Origin of the sequence: Nocardioides imazamoxiresistens (assembly GCF_032378595.1) — a bacterium.
GTDB classification, from domain to species: Bacteria; Actinomycetota; Actinomycetes; order Propionibacteriales; family Nocardioidaceae; genus Nocardioides; species Nocardioides imazamoxiresistens.
Genome location: NZ_JAVYII010000006.1, coordinates 109,084 through 123,408, shown reverse-complemented (window position 1 = coordinate 123,408; position 14,325 = coordinate 109,084). Strand labels below are relative to the sequence as shown.

At 76.0% G+C, this 14,325-nt stretch carries 10 protein-coding genes and 1 riboswitch; of the genes, 5 read left to right on the top strand and 5 right to left on the bottom strand.

Annotated features, from left to right (window positions below; translation table 11 throughout):
* Positions 1 to 66 precede the first annotated feature (66 nt).
* Positions 67 to 1,287 carry an FAD-dependent monooxygenase gene (locus tag RDV89_RS14350; RefSeq protein ID WP_315733830.1) on the bottom strand — a complete coding sequence of 407 codons (1,221 nt, stop codon included), beginning with the start codon at positions 1,285 to 1,287 and terminating at the stop codon, positions 67 to 69.
* Between the two features lie 122 nt (positions 1,288 to 1,409).
* Positions 1,410 to 1,574, top strand: a riboswitch (cobalamin riboswitch).
* Positions 1,575 to 1,599: 25 nt separating this feature from the next.
* Here RDV89_RS14350 and RDV89_RS14345 point away from each other — a divergent pair.
* From RDV89_RS14345 to RDV89_RS14330, 4 genes are read left to right on the top strand one after another with little or no spacing between them, the layout of a single operon-like run.
* On the top strand, positions 1,600 to 3,723 hold the full coding sequence (locus RDV89_RS14345) for a magnesium chelatase subunit D family protein (protein WP_315733828.1): 2,124 nt from the start codon (positions 1,600 to 1,602) through the stop codon (positions 3,721 to 3,723).
* A complete protein-coding gene (gene cobO, locus RDV89_RS14340; protein ID WP_315733826.1) occupies positions 3,723 to 4,337 on the top strand; it encodes a cob(I)yrinic acid a,c-diamide adenosyltransferase in 615 nt (204 codons plus the stop codon). Before RDV89_RS14345 ends, cobO begins: the two co-directional genes overlap by 1 nt.
* Positions 4,331 to 6,895 carry a bifunctional hydrogenobyrinic acid a,c-diamide synthase/histidinol phosphate aminotransferase CobBC gene (cobBC, locus tag RDV89_RS14335; protein ID WP_438823283.1) on the top strand — a complete coding sequence of 855 codons (2,565 nt, stop codon included), beginning with the start codon at positions 4,331 to 4,333 and terminating at the stop codon, positions 6,893 to 6,895. Before cobO ends, cobBC begins: the two co-directional genes overlap by 7 nt.
* Positions 6,892 to 7,845 (top strand): cobalamin biosynthesis protein, encoded by a 954-nt coding sequence (locus tag RDV89_RS14330; protein WP_315733820.1) that lies wholly within the window; start codon positions 6,892 to 6,894, stop codon positions 7,843 to 7,845. The genes cobBC and RDV89_RS14330 overlap by 4 nt, the downstream gene beginning before the upstream one ends.
* Before the next feature lie 28 nt (positions 7,846 to 7,873).
* Here the strand turns inward: RDV89_RS14330 and RDV89_RS14325 are convergent, their stop codons facing one another.
* Positions 7,874 to 9,349, bottom strand: a complete 1,476-nt coding sequence (locus RDV89_RS14325) for a GntP family permease (protein WP_315733818.1) — start codon at positions 9,347 to 9,349, stop codon at positions 7,874 to 7,876.
* Between the two features lie 111 nt (positions 9,350 to 9,460).
* The gene (locus tag RDV89_RS14320) at positions 9,461 to 11,236 is read right to left on the bottom strand and encodes an IlvD/Edd family dehydratase (RefSeq protein ID WP_315733816.1); all 1,776 of its coding nucleotides are present in this window, start codon (positions 11,234 to 11,236) and stop codon (positions 9,461 to 9,463) included.
* 116 nt (positions 11,237 to 11,352) lie between these two features.
* Here RDV89_RS14320 and RDV89_RS14315 point away from each other — a divergent pair, with 116 nt between their 5' ends.
* On the top strand, positions 11,353 to 12,033 hold the full coding sequence (locus RDV89_RS14315) for a GntR family transcriptional regulator (protein ID WP_315733814.1): 681 nt from the start codon (positions 11,353 to 11,355) through the stop codon (positions 12,031 to 12,033).
* Positions 12,034 to 12,070: 37 nt separating this feature from the next.
* Here the strand turns inward: RDV89_RS14315 and RDV89_RS14310 are convergent, their stop codons facing one another.
* Together RDV89_RS14310 and RDV89_RS14305 are read right to left on the bottom strand one after the other, a co-directional pair.
* Positions 12,071 to 12,799: a cobalt-precorrin-6A reductase gene (locus RDV89_RS14310; protein ID WP_315733812.1), complete on the bottom strand. Its 729-nt coding sequence runs from the start codon at positions 12,797 to 12,799 to the stop codon at positions 12,071 to 12,073.
* Positions 12,796 to 14,319, bottom strand: coding sequence for a cobyric acid synthase (locus RDV89_RS14305; RefSeq protein ID WP_315733810.1), 1,524 nt, complete (start codon positions 14,317 to 14,319; stop codon positions 12,796 to 12,798). The genes RDV89_RS14310 and RDV89_RS14305 overlap by 4 nt, the downstream gene beginning before the upstream one ends.
* Positions 14,320 to 14,325 lie beyond the last annotated feature (6 nt).

The following is a 14,325-nucleotide window of genomic DNA, read 5'->3' as shown; positions in this document are numbered from 1 at the left end:
TCGCAGGGCGCGGCCGCCGGTGTCCCCGGAACCCGCCGGACGGGTCGGGTGGGATCGGAGGCGGGATCAGACCTCGAGCGTCGGCAGCTCCCGCTCGGCCTGCGGTCCGCGGGTGACGCGCTGGGCGAGCGCGCGCACGGGCGAGGAGGCCGCGACGCGCACTCCCCAGCGCAGCACCTGCACGCCCGCCCGCGTGCGGGGCGCGGCGAGGCGCGGCACGCCGGGTGGCAGGTCCTGCGCGTCCTCGACCAGCGGGCGCATCCACTCCTCGTAGCGCTCGAACGCCCTCGCCAGGGCGTCGCGGGTCGGCTCCTCGACGTCGGCCAGGTGGGCGGCGAGGACGTACGCACCGACCAGCGCGAGCGAGGCGCCCCCGCCGCCGAGCGGGGTCAGCGACCACGCGGCGTCGCCGAGCAGCACCGTGCTGCCGCGGTGCCAGGTCGGGCAGCGCACCTGGCGCAGCCAGTCGACGTAGAGGTCGTCGGCGGCGTCGAAGCCGTCGAGGATGCGCGGCACCTCCCAGCCGACGCCGGCGTAGCGCTCGCGGATGGCGGCGAGCCGACCGGCGTGGTCCAGGTCGGCGAGCACCGGGCCGTCGGCCAGGAAGTTCAGGTTGGCCCGGATCGTGCCGACGTCGTCGGGTCGTAGCGCGGCCTGCCGCGAGTCCGGCGCGTGCAGGATCCGCCACCAGTCGTCGTCGGCGTCGGTGCGCGGGATGGTGCCGTAGACCGCGTACATCCCCAGCGGGTCCTCCTGCGGCTCCTCGCCCAGCACCAGCGCGCGGGTGCGCGAGCCGACGCCCTCGGCGACGACCAGCACGTCGTAGGTCTCGCGGCTGCCGTCGTCGAGCACGACCTCGACACCCCGGTCGGCGTCCGCCACGTCGTGGACCTCGACGACCTGGGCGCCGAAGCGCCACCGCACGGTCTCCGGGCACGCGTCGGCCACGACCCGCGCGAGCGCACCCCGCAGGATCTCGAGCTCCGCGGTCGGACCGTCGGAGTCCTCGGAGCCGTCGACGTCGAACTCGGCGAGCACCGATCCGTCCTCGTCGACGAACCGGGTGCCGACCTCGCCGGTGTTGCGGTCGAGGACCGCCTGCTCGAGCCCCATCCGGCGCAGCACCTCGCGCCCGGTGGCGCGCACGTCGATGTTCTGCCCGCCCTCGCGCAGCTCGGGTGCCCGCTCCACGACGGTCACCTCGAACCCGGCGCGCGCCAGCCAGAAGGCGGCCGCGGGGCCGGCGATGCTGGCCCCGGTCACCAGGACCCGTCGTGTGCTGCCCATCGCGCCGCCTCCGTCCCCGCGGGCCGGGCGGCGCGCGTACGGCGAGTCTGGCGCGCGACCGGTGAGCGGTCCCGCCGTCCACCGGCCGCGGACCGGCTCCGGGCGACGCGCTCCCCGGGGCTAGGGTGGCGCCGTCGTGAGGTGCCCCGTGGGCACGTGCCGGAGAGACAACCGGGCGTGCGGGGAGAATCTGGGAAGCCGGTGCAAGTCCGGCACAGGGCCCGCTGCGGTGACCACTCGTGCGTACGGGTGGAAGTCCGAAGACCGGCCTCGCGACCGTCCATCCGATGGCAGAGCGAGCGGGAGCCCCACATGCCACAGCACTACCCCTTCACGGCCGTCGTCGGCTCCGACGACATGACCCTGGCCCTGCTGCTGACGACCGTCAGCCCCGAGATCGGCGGCGTCCTCGTGCGCGGCGAGAAGGGCACGGCGAAGTCGACCGCGGTGCGCGCCCTCGCCGCCGTCCTGCCGCCCATCGACGTGGTGGCCGGCGACCGGTTCTCCTCCGACCCCCGCGACGCGGGCCTCTCCCCCGACGGCCCGTTCGCCGCCGACGCGTCCGTCGAGACCCGACCCGTGCGCCTCGTGGAGCTGCCCGTCGGGGCCACCGAGGACCGGCTGCTGGGCTCCCTGCACCTGGAGAAGGCGCTGTCCTCGGGGGTGGCGGAGTACGAGCCCGGGCTGCTCGCCCGCGCCCACCGCGGCATCCTCTACGTCGACGAGGTCAACCTCCTCCACGACCACCTCGTCGACCTGCTGCTCGACGCCGCGGCGATGGGCCGCGCCACCGTCGAGCGCGACGGCGTCTCGGTCGTGCACGCCGCGCGCTTCGTGCTCGTCGGCACGATGAACCCCGAGGAGGGCGAGCTGCGACCGCAGCTGCTCGACCGCTTCGGCCTCACCGTCGAGGTCGCCGCTCCCCGCGAGCCCGCGCTGCGCACCGAGGTGGTGCGCCGCCGGCTGGCGTTCGACGCCGACCCCGAGGCCTTCGCGCAGGGGTACGCCTCCCCCGAGGCCGACCTGCGCGACCGGATCGCCGCGGCCCAGGCGCTCGTCGCCGACGTGCTGCTCGGCGACGGCGCGCTGCAGAAGATCGCCGAGATCTGCGCCGCGTTCGACGTCGACGGCCTGCGCGCCGACATCGTCACCGCCCGCACCGCCGTGGCCCACGCCGCCTGGCACGGGCGCCGGCACGTGCTGCGCGAGGACATCCGCGCCGCCGCGCTGCTCGCGCTGCCGCACCGCCGGCGCCGCAACCCGTTCGACGCCCCCGGCATCGACGAGGACCTGCTCGACCGCCTGCTCGGCGACGACGAGCCCGACCCCGAGCCGCCGCGGCCCGACGAGGGGCCCGACGACGGCGCCGATGGCGCGGACGGCACCGACGGCACCGACGGGCCCCAGCAGCCCGAGGCGGGCCCGGGCCAGGCGCCGCCGCAGGACGGCGGCGAGCGCGCCGACACGAGCCCCGACTCCCGCGCCGACGGTGCCCCGTCCGACGCCCCGACCGACGCCCCGACCGACGCCCCGACCGACGACTCGACCGACGACCCGTCCGACGACTCGACCGACGGCGGCGTCCCGGCCCCCGCCGGGGCGGGCACGACGGTCGGGGCGGGGGCGCCGTACCGGCCCCGGCTGCTGCGCGTCGCCGGCACCGGCGAGGGCGAGGCGGGCCGACGCTCGCGGGCGATCACCTCGACCGGTCGTCGGATCGGCACGACCCCGGGGCGCGGCGCCGGGATCGACCTGGTCGGCACGGTGCGCGCGGCGGTGCCGCGCCAGTTCGACCGCGGTCGCCGCGGCGGCGCCCTGGTGCTGCGCTCGGACGACCTGCGCAGCGCCGTGCGGGAGGGCAAGGAGTCGAACCTCGTGCTGTTCTGCGTCGACGCCTCGGGCTCGATGGCGGCCCGTCGCCGGATGCAGCAGGTCAAGACGGCGATCCTCAGCCTGCTGCTCGACGCCTACCAGCGCCGCGACAAGGTCGGGCTGGTCACGTTCCGCGGCCACGAGGCCGACGTCGCGCTGCCTCCGACCGGGTCGGTGGACGTCGCGGCCCGACGGCTCGAGGAGCTGCCGGCGGGCGGGCGTACCCCGCTGGCCGAGGGCCTGCTGGCCGCCGCCGACGTGATCCGCCGCGAGCGGCTGCGCGACCCGCGCCGCCGCCCCCTGCTGGTGCTGGTCACCGACGGTCGCGCGACGGCCGGGGACGACCCGGTGGAGCGCTCGCGCCGGGTGGCGGAGTGGCTGGCCGACCAGGGGGTCGAGACCGTGGTGGTGGACTGCGAGTCCGGTCCGTTCCGGCTGCGGCTGGCCGAGCGGCTGGCGACGTCGCTGCGGGCGGCGTACCTGCCCGTCGACGAGGTCAGCGCCGACGTGCTGACGGTGGCCGCGGGTCGCGGCGGCGCCACGGGTCGGCAGGGGGTGGCCTGATGCCGCAGGGCAAGCCGTTGGTCGTGCCCGACGACGGCCTGACCACCGCGCAGCGCCGCAACCTGCCGCTGCTGATGGTCAACACCGGCGACGGCAAGGGGAAGTCGACCGCCGCGTTCGGGCTCGCGGTCCGGGCGTGGAACCAGGGCTGGGACATCGGGGTCTTCCAGTTCGTGAAGTCCGCGAAGTGGCGCATCGGCGAGCAGACGGTGCTGGAGCGCCTCGGCGAGCTGCACCGCGAGACCGGCGAGGGCGGCCCGGTGGACTGGCAGAAGATGGGCGCCGGCTGGTCGTGGTCGCGCAAGGCCGGCGAGGCCGAGGACCACGCCCGCGACGCCGCCGAGGGCTGGGCGGAGGTCAAGCGCCGGATCGCGGAGGAGCGTCACGACCTCTACGTGCTCGACGAGTTCACCTACCCCATGGAGTGGGGCTGGGTCGACGTCGACGACGTCGTCGAGACGCTGTCGAACCGGCCGGGGCGCCAGTACGTCGTGGTGACCGGCCGCCGCGCCCACCCACGCCTGGTCGAGGCCGCCGACACCGTCACCGAGATGACGAAGGTCAAGCACCAGATGGACCGCGGCCAGAAGGGCCAGAGGGGCATCGAGTGGTGAGCGCCCTGCCCCGCGTCGTCGTCGCCGCCCCGGCCTCGGGCCACGGCAAGACCACGGTCGCGACCGGCCTCATGGCCGCGCTCGCCCGCCGCGGCCTCGAGGTCTCGGGCCACAAGGTCGGCCCCGACTACATCGACCCGGGCTACCACGCGCTCGCGACCGGCCGCCCGGGCCGCAACCTCGACCCGCACCTCGTGGGCGTCGAGCGGATCGTGCCGCTGCTGCTGCACGGCTCGCGCACCCCGCGCGCCGCGGACGTCGCGGTCGTCGAGGGCGTGATGGGTCTCTTCGACGGCCAGATCGGCGGCGACGGCTTCGCCTCCACGGCACACGTCGCGACCCTCACCGACACCCCCGTCGTGCTGGTCGTCGACATCTCGTCGGCCTCGCGCACCATCGGCGCCGTCGTCGCGGGGCTGGCCGGCTTCGACCCCGGCGTGCGGGTGGCGGGCGTGATCCTCAACAAGGCGGGCTCGCCGCGGCACGCCGAGGAGGTACGCCGCGCGGTCGCCGCCACCGGCATCCCCGTGCTGGGCGTCCTCGGCCGCGACGACCACATCGTCGCCCCGTCGCGCCACCTCGGGCTGGTGCCCGCCGCCGAGCGCGCCGACGCCGCCACCGCGCTGGACCGCCTCGCCGACCAGGTCGCCGAGCGCGTCGACCTGGACGCCGTGCTGGAGATCGCCCGCTCCGCCCCGCCGCTGGACGCGCCGGCGTGGGACCCGACCGCCGAGGTCCGGGGCCCGGGAGCCGGCGCCGCCGCTCGCCCGCGCGTGGCCGTCGCCGGCGGTCGGGCGTTCACCTTCACCTACGCCGAGACCACCGAGCTGCTCGCCGCTGCCGGCTGCGAGGTCGTCGTCGTCGACCCGACGCACGACCAGCGGCTGCCCGACGACGTCCAGGGCATCTACCTGGGCGGCGGGTTCCCCGAGGTGCACGCCGCGGCGCTGAGCCGCAACGCCGCCCTGCGCGAGGACCTGCGCGCCGCGGTCGCCGCCGGCGTGCCCACCGTCGCCGAGTGCGCCGGGCTGCTCTACCTGACCGAGACGCTGGACCACGCCCCGATGGTCGGCGCGGTGGCCGCGACCGCGGCGATGTCGCCGCGGCTGACGCTCGCCTACCGCAGCGCGACCTCGACGGAGCCGACCCTGCTGGGTCGCCCGGGGGAGACGGTGACCGGGCACGAGTTCCACCGCACGCGCGTGGAGCCCGCCGCCGGCGGCACCCCGGCGTGGGTGCTGGAGCCGACCGCCTCGCACCCCCGCACCGCCGACGGCTTCGCCGGCCCGACCCTGCACGCGTCCTACCTGCACGTGCACTGGGCCGGGCACCCGCACCTGGCCCAGCGGTTCGCGGACGCGGCGGCCGCGGCGACGGCGTACCGGCGTTCCCCCGGCTCCCCCGGCGCCCTCGGCACCTCGGGTCGCGGTACCTCCGGTAGTCGAGAATTACCGGAGGTACCGCGACCCGAGGTCGCGCCCGCCGACCCGCTGCGCCACCACGGCGACGTGGAGACCTCCGACGCGACGGGCCGGCCGCTGGTCGACCTGGCGGTGAACACCTACGACGGTCCACCGCCGCCGTGGCTGGCCGACGCGCTGCGGGCGTCGCTGGAGGACGCGGGGGCCTACCCGGACGCGGGTCGGGTACGCGCCGCACAGGCCGCGACCGCACGCCACCACTCCCGGGCCGACGACGAGGTCCTGGCCGTCGCCGGGCTCGCCGAGGCGTTCACCCTCGTCGCCCGGGCACGCGCCTGGCGCCACCCCGTCGTCGTCCACCCGCAGTTCACCGAGCCCGACGTCGCCCTGCGCGCGGCCGGGCACACGGTGCACCACGTGCTGACCCACGCCTCCGAGAACTTCGCGCTCGACCCGTCCCGGGTGCCCGAGGAGGCCGACCTCGTCGTGGTCGGCAACCCGACGAACCCGACGGGCCGGGTGCACCCGGCGGCGACCCTGCGGGCGCTGACCCGGCCGGGCCGGCTCGTGGTGGTCGACGAGGCGTTCATGGACTCCGTGCCCGACCGGCGCCACACGCTCGCCGACGCCCCGGTGCCCGGCCTGCTGGTGCTGCGCAGCCTGACCAAGCTGTGGGGCATCCCGGGGGTGCGGGCCGGCTACGTGCTCGGCGAGCCGGCCGTGCTGGCCGAGCTGCGCGCCGTGCAGACACCGTGGTCGGTCTCCGCGGCGGCCATCGCCGCGCTGCACGCCTGCGTCGGTCCGGACGCCGTCGCCGAGGCGGCCCGCCGCACCGGCGAGCTCGCCGCCTGGCGGCTCGTGCTGACCCGGGGCCTCGACGAGCTGGGCGTGCATCACGTGCCCGGCGGCGCGCCGTTCGTGCTCGCCCGTCCCGGCGCGGGCGTGCGCGACGCGTTGCGCGCCGACGGCCTGGCCGTGCGCCGCGCCGACACCTTCCCGGGCCTGGACGCCAGCTGGGTGCGGATCGCGGCCCGCCGCCCGGCCACCACGCGGCGGCTGCTGAGCGCGCTGGGCGTGCTGGACCTGCGTGTGCCGGACCTGGGCGTGCCGGACCTGGGCGCCGCGGCCCGCCCGTGAGCGCGCCGGTCGCCCTCGGGCTGCTGCTGGGCCACGCCGCCGACCTCGCCCTGGGCGATCCGCGCCGCGGCCACCCGGTGGCCGGGTTCGGCTCGCTGGCCGCGCGCCTCGAGCGGGGGTGGTACGCCGACGCCCGCGGTCGCGGCGCCGCCCACGCCGCCGTGCTGGTCGGGGGCGCCGCGCTGCTCGGCACGGTGACGCAGGGCCGGGAGCGCTCGGGCGTACGCACCACCGTCACGGTCGCCGTCGCCACCTGGACCGTGCTGGGCGGCCGGTCGCTGGACCGCGAGGCCGCCGCCGTGCAGGCCCTGCTCGAAGCTGGCGACCTGCCCGGCGCCCGGCAGCGGCTGACCCACCTGGTGGGCCGGCGCACCGAGGACCTCACCGCCGCCGAGGTGGCCCGCGCGACCATCGAGTCCGTCGCGGAGAACACCTCGGACGCGGTCGTGGCACCGCTCGTGTGGGGTGCGGTGGCGGGGGCGCCGGGGCTGCTGGCGCACCGCGCCGCCAACACCCTCGACGCCATGGTCGGCCACCGCTCGGCACGCTACGAGCGCTTCGGCTGGGCCTCCGCCCGCCTCGACGACGTGCTCAACCTGCCGGGCGCGCGGCTCGCGGGCCTGCTCGCCGCGGCCGCCGCTCCCACGGTCGGCGGCCGGCCGCGCAACGCCCTCGTGGCGTGGCGCCGCGACGCCGCTGCTCACCCCTCCCCCAACGCCGGTGTCGTCGAGGCGGCGTTCGCGGGCGCGCTGGGGGTACGCCTGGGCGGGCGCACCGTCTACGGCGCCCCCGGCACGCCGCCGGAGCAGCTGCGGGTCGAGCAGCGCCCCGTCCTGGGCCACGGTCGCGAGACCAGCCCGGCCGACGTGGCGCGGGCGCGGCGGGTGGCGACGTGCGTCGGCCTGGGCGCGGCGCTCACCGCGGCCGGCCTCGCGGCGCTGCGGCGCTGAGCGAGCCGGCCCCGGTGGCGTCAGTGCCTCACGGGACGAACGGGCTCAGCGTCAGCACGACGACGAAGCCGGTCAGCCCGACCAGCGACTTCATGATCGTCCAGGACTTCAGCGTGTCGGCCACGCTCATGCCGAAGTACCGGTTGGCCATCCAGAAGCCGGAGTCGTTGACGTGCGAGAAGCCGGCGCCGCCGCACGCGATGGCGATGCAGGTGAGCGCGACGGTCGCGGGGCTCGCGCCGAGTGACTCGGCCAGCGGGGCGCTGAAGGTCGCGCCGGTGATCATCGCGACCAGGCCGGAGCCCTGCGAGATCCGCATGACGGCGGCGACCACGAAGCCGAACACGACCAGCGGGATGCTGGCGTCCTGCATCGCGCTCGACAGGGTGTCGCCCAGCCCGGACGAGACGAGGACGCCACCGAAGACGCCACCGGCGCCGGTGACGAGGATGATGTTGCCGGCCGGGCCGAGCGCCGTGCCGGCGAGCGTGCCGAGGTCCGCGCGGGAGACGCCCCGACGGATGCCGAAGGCCCACATGCTGTAGACGACCGTGATCAGCAGCGCCATCACGGGGTGGCCGACGAAGGTGAGCGTCGGGTCGATCGGCGAGTCCGTCTCGATCAGGCGACCGGCCGTGCCCAGCAGGATGAGGGCCAGCGGCATCAGCAGGGCGAGGACGACGCTGGTGAACGAGGGCAGCTCGTCGACGTCGCGACCGGAGAGCACCCCGGTCGGACGGGTGGAGACGGCGCCCGACGCACCGCCGCCCGTGCCGGTGCCACCGGTGCCACCGGTGCCACCGGAGGCCCCGGACGACCCCGACGACCCCGTCGCCTCGGTGTCCCCGGGCCGCGGCCCGGCGATCGCGGCGGGCGGCTCGACGAAGATGCGCTTGCCGATGAACCGGCCGAACAGCGGGCCGGCGACGGCGACGGCGGGGATGCCGCACACGACGCCGAACAGCACGACCAGGCCGATGTCGGCGCCCATGATCTCGGAGGCGGCCAGCGGGCCGGGGGCGGGCGGCATGAAGGTGTAGGCCGCGCTGAGGCCGGCGCACAGGGGCATGCCGTAGTGCAGGAGCGACTTGCCGGTGCGCTGGGCGACGCCGTAGAGCATCGGCACCAGGATCACGATGGCGACGTCGATGTAGACCGACGTGGCGACGAGGAAGCCCGCGAGCCCGAGGCCCCACGAGATGGTGCGGTCGGAGAACCTCTCGACGAGCGTGACCGCGATCCGCTCGGCGGCGCCGGCGTTCTGCAGGATCATCCCGAAGATCGCGCCGAGGGCGATCACGATCGCCAGCTGTCCGAGCGAGTCGCCCATCTCCGCGACGATCAGGTCCATCAGCTCGGGCGGGGTGTTCCCGACCGCGAGCCCGAAGGCGATGGTCGTCAGGAGCAGGGCGAGGAACTCCTGCACCTTGAGGGCGATGATCATCACCAGCAGCACGCCCACGGCGAGGACGGCGGCGGTGATGACCCAGGCTTCGTGGGTCATGGTGTCTCCAGGGGATCACGGGTCGCTGAGGACCGCGACGTCGCCGGACGTCACGGTGGTGCGGGTCTGGGGTCTGCGGGTCTGGGGGTCGGGCCGGTCGCGGCCCGCCGGTCAGGGGGCGTCGCGCCGCAGCGGGACGCTCGTGGTCGTCTCGACGGCCTGGAGGAAGCGGAAGTCGCAGCCCTCCTCGGCCTGCGTCACCTCGTCGACGTAGAGCTTGGCGTAGCCGCGCTCGGGGCGCGGGAGGGTACGCACGTCGCCCCGGCGCCGCTCGAGCTCGGCGTCGTCGACCTCGAGCACGAGGCTGCGCGCCTCGGCCGAGAGGCTGATCGTGTCGCCGGTGCGGACGAGGGCCAGGGGCCCGCCGACGGCGGCCTCGGGCGAGGCGTGCAGCACGATCGTGCCGGCCGCCGTGCCGGACATCCGGCCGTCGGAGATGCGGACGATGTCCTTGACCCCGGCGCGGGCGAGCTTGCGCGGGATGGGGATGTAGCCCGCCTCGGGCATGCCCGGAAAGCCGACGGGACCGATGTTGCGCAGCACGATCACGTCGTCCGCGGTGACGTCGAGGTCGTCGCGGTCGATGCGCTCGGCCATGTCGGCGGCGTCCTCGAAGACGACGGCCCGACCGCGGTGCTCGAGCAGGGCCGGGGTGGCGGCCGACTGCTTGATGATGGCGCCGTTGGGCGCGAGGTTGCCGCGCAGCACTGCGATGCCGCCACCGGAGTGGATGGGGTTCTCGCGGGTGCGGATGACGTCCTGGTCGAAGGGCGCGGGCGCGTCGTCCAGCTCGTCGCCGAGTTTGCGGCCGGTGATGGTGAGCGCGGTGAGGTCGAGCTGGTCGCGCAGCTCGAGCATGAGGCGCTGGACGCCGCCGGCCTTGTGCAGGTCCTCCATGTAGTGGTCGCCGGAGGGCTTGAGGTCGACCAGCACGGGCGTCTCGCGACCCATCGCGTCGAACGCCTCGAGGTCGAGCGGGTAGCCGCAGCGCCCGGCGATCGCGGCGAGGTGCACGAGAGCGTTGGTGGAGCCGCCCATGGCCAGCAGGATCCGGAAGGCGTTGTCGAAGGCCGCCGGCGTGAGCACCTGGTCGGGCGTGAGGCCCTCCTCGGCGATCCCGACCGCGCGTCGGCCGGTCTCCTCCGCGACGCGCATCCGGTCGGCGGTGACCGCCGGCGGGGTGGCGCTGCCGGGCAGCGCGATGCCGAGCGCCTCGCTGACCGCGGCCATCGTGCTGGCCGTGCCGGCCACCGAGCAGGTGCCGACGCTGCCGACCAGCCGGCCGTTGACCTCGGCGATCTCCGCGTCGTCGATCTCCTCGGCGCGGTACTTGCCCCAGAAGAAGCGGCAGTCGGTGCACGCGCCGACCGTGCGGCCGCGGTGCGAGCCGGTGAGCATCGAGCCGGTCACGAGCTGGATGGCGGGCTTGCCGGCGGACGCGGCGCCCATCAGCTGGGCGGGCACGGTCTTGTCGCAGCCGCCGATGAGCACCACGGCGTCGACCGGGAGGGCCTTCAGCATCTCCTCGGTGTCCATCGCCATGAGGTTCCGCAGGAACATGCTCGTGGGGTAGGCGAAGCTCTCGTGGATCGAGATGGTCGGGAACGAGACCGGCAGGCCGCCGGAGAGCATCACGCCGCGCTCGATCGCCTGGATCAGCTGCGGCACGTTGCCGTGGCAGGGGTTGAAGCCGCTCTCGGTGTCGACGATGCCGATGACGGGGCGGTCGAGCGCGTCGTCGCTGAACCCGGCGCCCTTGATGAACGCCTTGCGCAGGAAGAGCGCGAAGTCGGTGTCGCCGTAGTTGGTGAGGCTGGAACGGAGGCCGCGGGGAGCCGTCGTCATCGTCATCATCCTTTTTATTGATAATCCGTGTGCGACCCGCATCACACCACACGGGTGCGACGCACGCAACACCGCCGCGCCCGTCCCCCGCCGCCGGCACCGACGCCACCCCTCGCCGTGAGACGATCCCGGCCGGGCGCGAGGAGGGACACGACGCAGTGAGCACCGGGGCCATCCAGGGCGGTCCGTCGACGGGACGGGCGGCCGAGGTGACGACGTCGATCGTGCGCGAGCTCGAGGAGGAGATCGCCCTCGGCGTCCGCCACCCCCGCGAGCGCCTCATCGAGGACGAGCTGATGGAGCGCTTCGGCGCCAAGCGGCACGCGATCCGCAGCGCCCTGCAGACGCTCGAGTCCCGCGGCTCGGTCGAGCGGCGGGCCAACGTCGGCGCGCTGGTGCGGGCGTACTCGGCCAAGGAGGTCCGCGACCTCTACACGGTGCGCGAGCTGCTGGAGACCACCTGCGCGGCGTCGATCGACCTGCCGGTCGCCCCGGACGGGCTCGACCCTCTGGTCGAGGTGCAACGCGCGCACGACCGTGCCGTGGAGGCGCGCGACCGGCGCGGGGCCCTGCGCGCCAACCTGCGCTTCCACGAGGTGCTGTTCGGGCTCTCGGGCAACCAGACGCTGGTCGACGCGGTGCGCCAGCACGCCCGGATGGCCTCCACCATCCGGTCCCTCACGGTGGCCGACGACGCCCACCTCCTGCAGGCGCAGGCCGAGCACTGGCGCATGATCGAGGCCCTGCGCGACGGCGACTCCGACGCGCTGGTCACCGTGTGCCGCGCGCACCTGGCCCCGTCCCGCGACGCCTACCTCGCGCGCCTCGAGCTCGCCTGAGCCGGCCGCCGCACCCGCCCGCCGGCCCCTCCGGGTCCTACAGGCCCTCCAGCCAGCCCAGCACCGCGGGCACCGAGGTCACGGTGGCCGTGCCGCGGACGGCGGCGGGGCGGCGTACGACCACGACCGGCACCCCGAGCGCGGCCGCCGCGTCGAGCTTGGCGCTGGTCTTGTCGCCGCCGGAGTCCTTGGTGACGAGCACGTCGCGCCCGCGCAGGATCGCGGTCTCCCCGTCGAGCGTGTAGGGCCCGCGGTCCAGCAGCACCTCCCAGGTCGTCGGCACCGCGATCTCGGGCGGGTCGACCACGCGGGCGAGCACGGCGTGGTCGACCAGGGGCGCGACGTACTCCCCCAGCCCCTGCCGCCCCACCGTCAGGAACGGCCGGCGCCCCAGCGCCGCGGTGGCCTCGGCGGCCGCGGCGCTGTCGTCGACCCAGGTCCAGCCCGGGGCCTCGGGCCGGCCGGACCAGCCGGGCCGCTCCAGGCGCAGCAGGGGTACGCCCGCGCGCTCGGCCGCCGCGACCGCGTTGCCGGAGATCACCGCCGCGAAGGGGTGCGTCGCGTCGACGAGGGCGCGCACCTCGTGGGTGCGCAGCCACGCGGCGAGGCCGTCCACGCCGCCGAAGCCGCCGACGCGCACCTCCCCCACCGGCAGCCGCGGCCGCGCCACGCGCCCCGCCAGCGACGAGACCACCGCGACGTCGGCGGCGTCGAGCGCGGCGGCGAGGTCGCGGGCCTCGCCCGTGCCGCCGAGCACGAGGATCACCGCTCGCTCCCGGGCGGCAGCAGCCGCAGGTCGCGCGGCGGGCCGGACAGGGCGAGGTCGAGCAGGGCCTCCACGTCGACGTGCTCCTCGACGAGGTCGGCGAGCAGGTCGAAGCGCGCCTCGCGGGCGGCGGCGAAGGAGACGGTGGGATCGGGCCGGTACGCCGCGCCCGCGGCCGCCGCACCCTCGGCGAGGTAGGCGCGCCGGAACCCGTCGGACTCCAGCGAGCCGTGCCACATCGTGCCGGCGACGGCGCCCGAGCGGGCACCGCCGAGGAACTCCTCGCCGCCGTTCCGGGTGATCCGGCCGTGGTGGATCTCGTAGCCACCGACCGGCTCGCCGAGCGCCGTGCCGCGGGGCAGGCGCAGCACCTTGGCGGGCGCGAACCTGGTCGTGACGTCGAGCAGCCCGAGTCCGTCCGCCTGCGCCCCGGCCGCGCCCTCGACTCCGTCGGGGTCGGCGACCGTGCGACCCAGCATCTGGAAGCCGCCGCAGATGCCGAGCACCGGCCGGCCGGCCGCCGCGTGCCGCGCGATCGCGTCGGCGAGGCCGCGCTCGCGCAGCCAGGCGAGGTCGGCGAGGGTGGCGCGGGTGCCGGGCACCACGACCAGGTCGGCGTCGGCGAGCGCCGCGGGCGAGGAGGCGAAGACGACGTCGACGCCGGGCTCGAGGCCGAGGGCGTCGACGTCGGTGAAGTTGCTGATCCGCGGCAGGCGCACGACCGCCACGCGCAGCGCGTCCGCGCGACCGGCCCCGGCGCGCCGCCCGGCCAGGTCGAGGGCGTCCTCCGAGTCGAGCCACACGTCCGGGCTCCACGGCAGCGTCCCGTAGACCCGCCGCCCCGTGAGCGCCTCCAGCTCGCGCAGGCCCGGGTCGAGCAGCACCGGGTCGCCGCGGAACTTGTTGACCACGAAGCCCGCCACCAGCGCCTGGTCGGCCGGCGCGAGCAGCGCCACCGTGCCGTGGAAGGCCGCGAACACGCCGCCGCGGTCGATGTCACCGACCACCACGACCGGCATCGCCGCGTGCTGCGCCAGGCCGAGGTTCACGTAGTCGCCGGAGCGCAGGTTGATCTCCGTCGGGCTGCCGGCGCCCTCCGCCACCACGACGTCGTAGCGCGCGGCCAGGTCGTCGTACGCGTCGTGCGCGGCCGCCGCGAGGTGCCGACGGCCCTGCTCCCAGTCGGCCGAGGAGACCGACCCGCCGGGCCGGCCCATCACCACGACGTGGCTGCGCCGGTCGCCACCGGGCTTGAGCAGCACGGGGTTCATTGCGGCCTCGGGCTCGGCACGCGCGGCCAGCGCCTGGGTCCACTGCGCGCGGCCGATCTCGGCGGTCTCGCCCGCCTGCGCGGGGTCGTGGGGCGCCAGCGCGCAGACCATCGAGTTGTTCGACATGTTCTGCGCCTTGTAGGGCGCGACCCGCACGCCCCGACGGGCGAACGCCCGGCACAGGCCGGTCGTCACGGCCGACTTGCCGGCGTCCGACGTCGTCCCGGCGACCAGCAGCGACCCGTGCACCCGGCG

Coding starts and splice junctions, on each gene's coding strand:
- RDV89_RS14350 (WP_315733830.1), bottom strand. CDS start 1,287: ATGGGCAGCACACGACGGGTCCTGGTGACCGGGGCCAGCATCGCCGGC.
- cobO (WP_315733826.1), top strand. CDS start 3,723: ATGCCGCAGGGCAAGCCGTTGGTCGTGCCCGACGACGGCCTGACCACC.
- RDV89_RS14320 (WP_315733816.1), bottom strand. CDS start 11,236: ATGCGGGTCGCACACGGATTATCAATAAAAAGGATGATGACGATGACG.
- RDV89_RS14345 (WP_315733828.1), top strand. CDS start 1,600: ATGCCACAGCACTACCCCTTCACGGCCGTCGTCGGCTCCGACGACATG.
- RDV89_RS14325 (WP_315733818.1), bottom strand. CDS start 9,349: ATGACCCACGAAGCCTGGGTCATCACCGCCGCCGTCCTCGCCGTGGGC.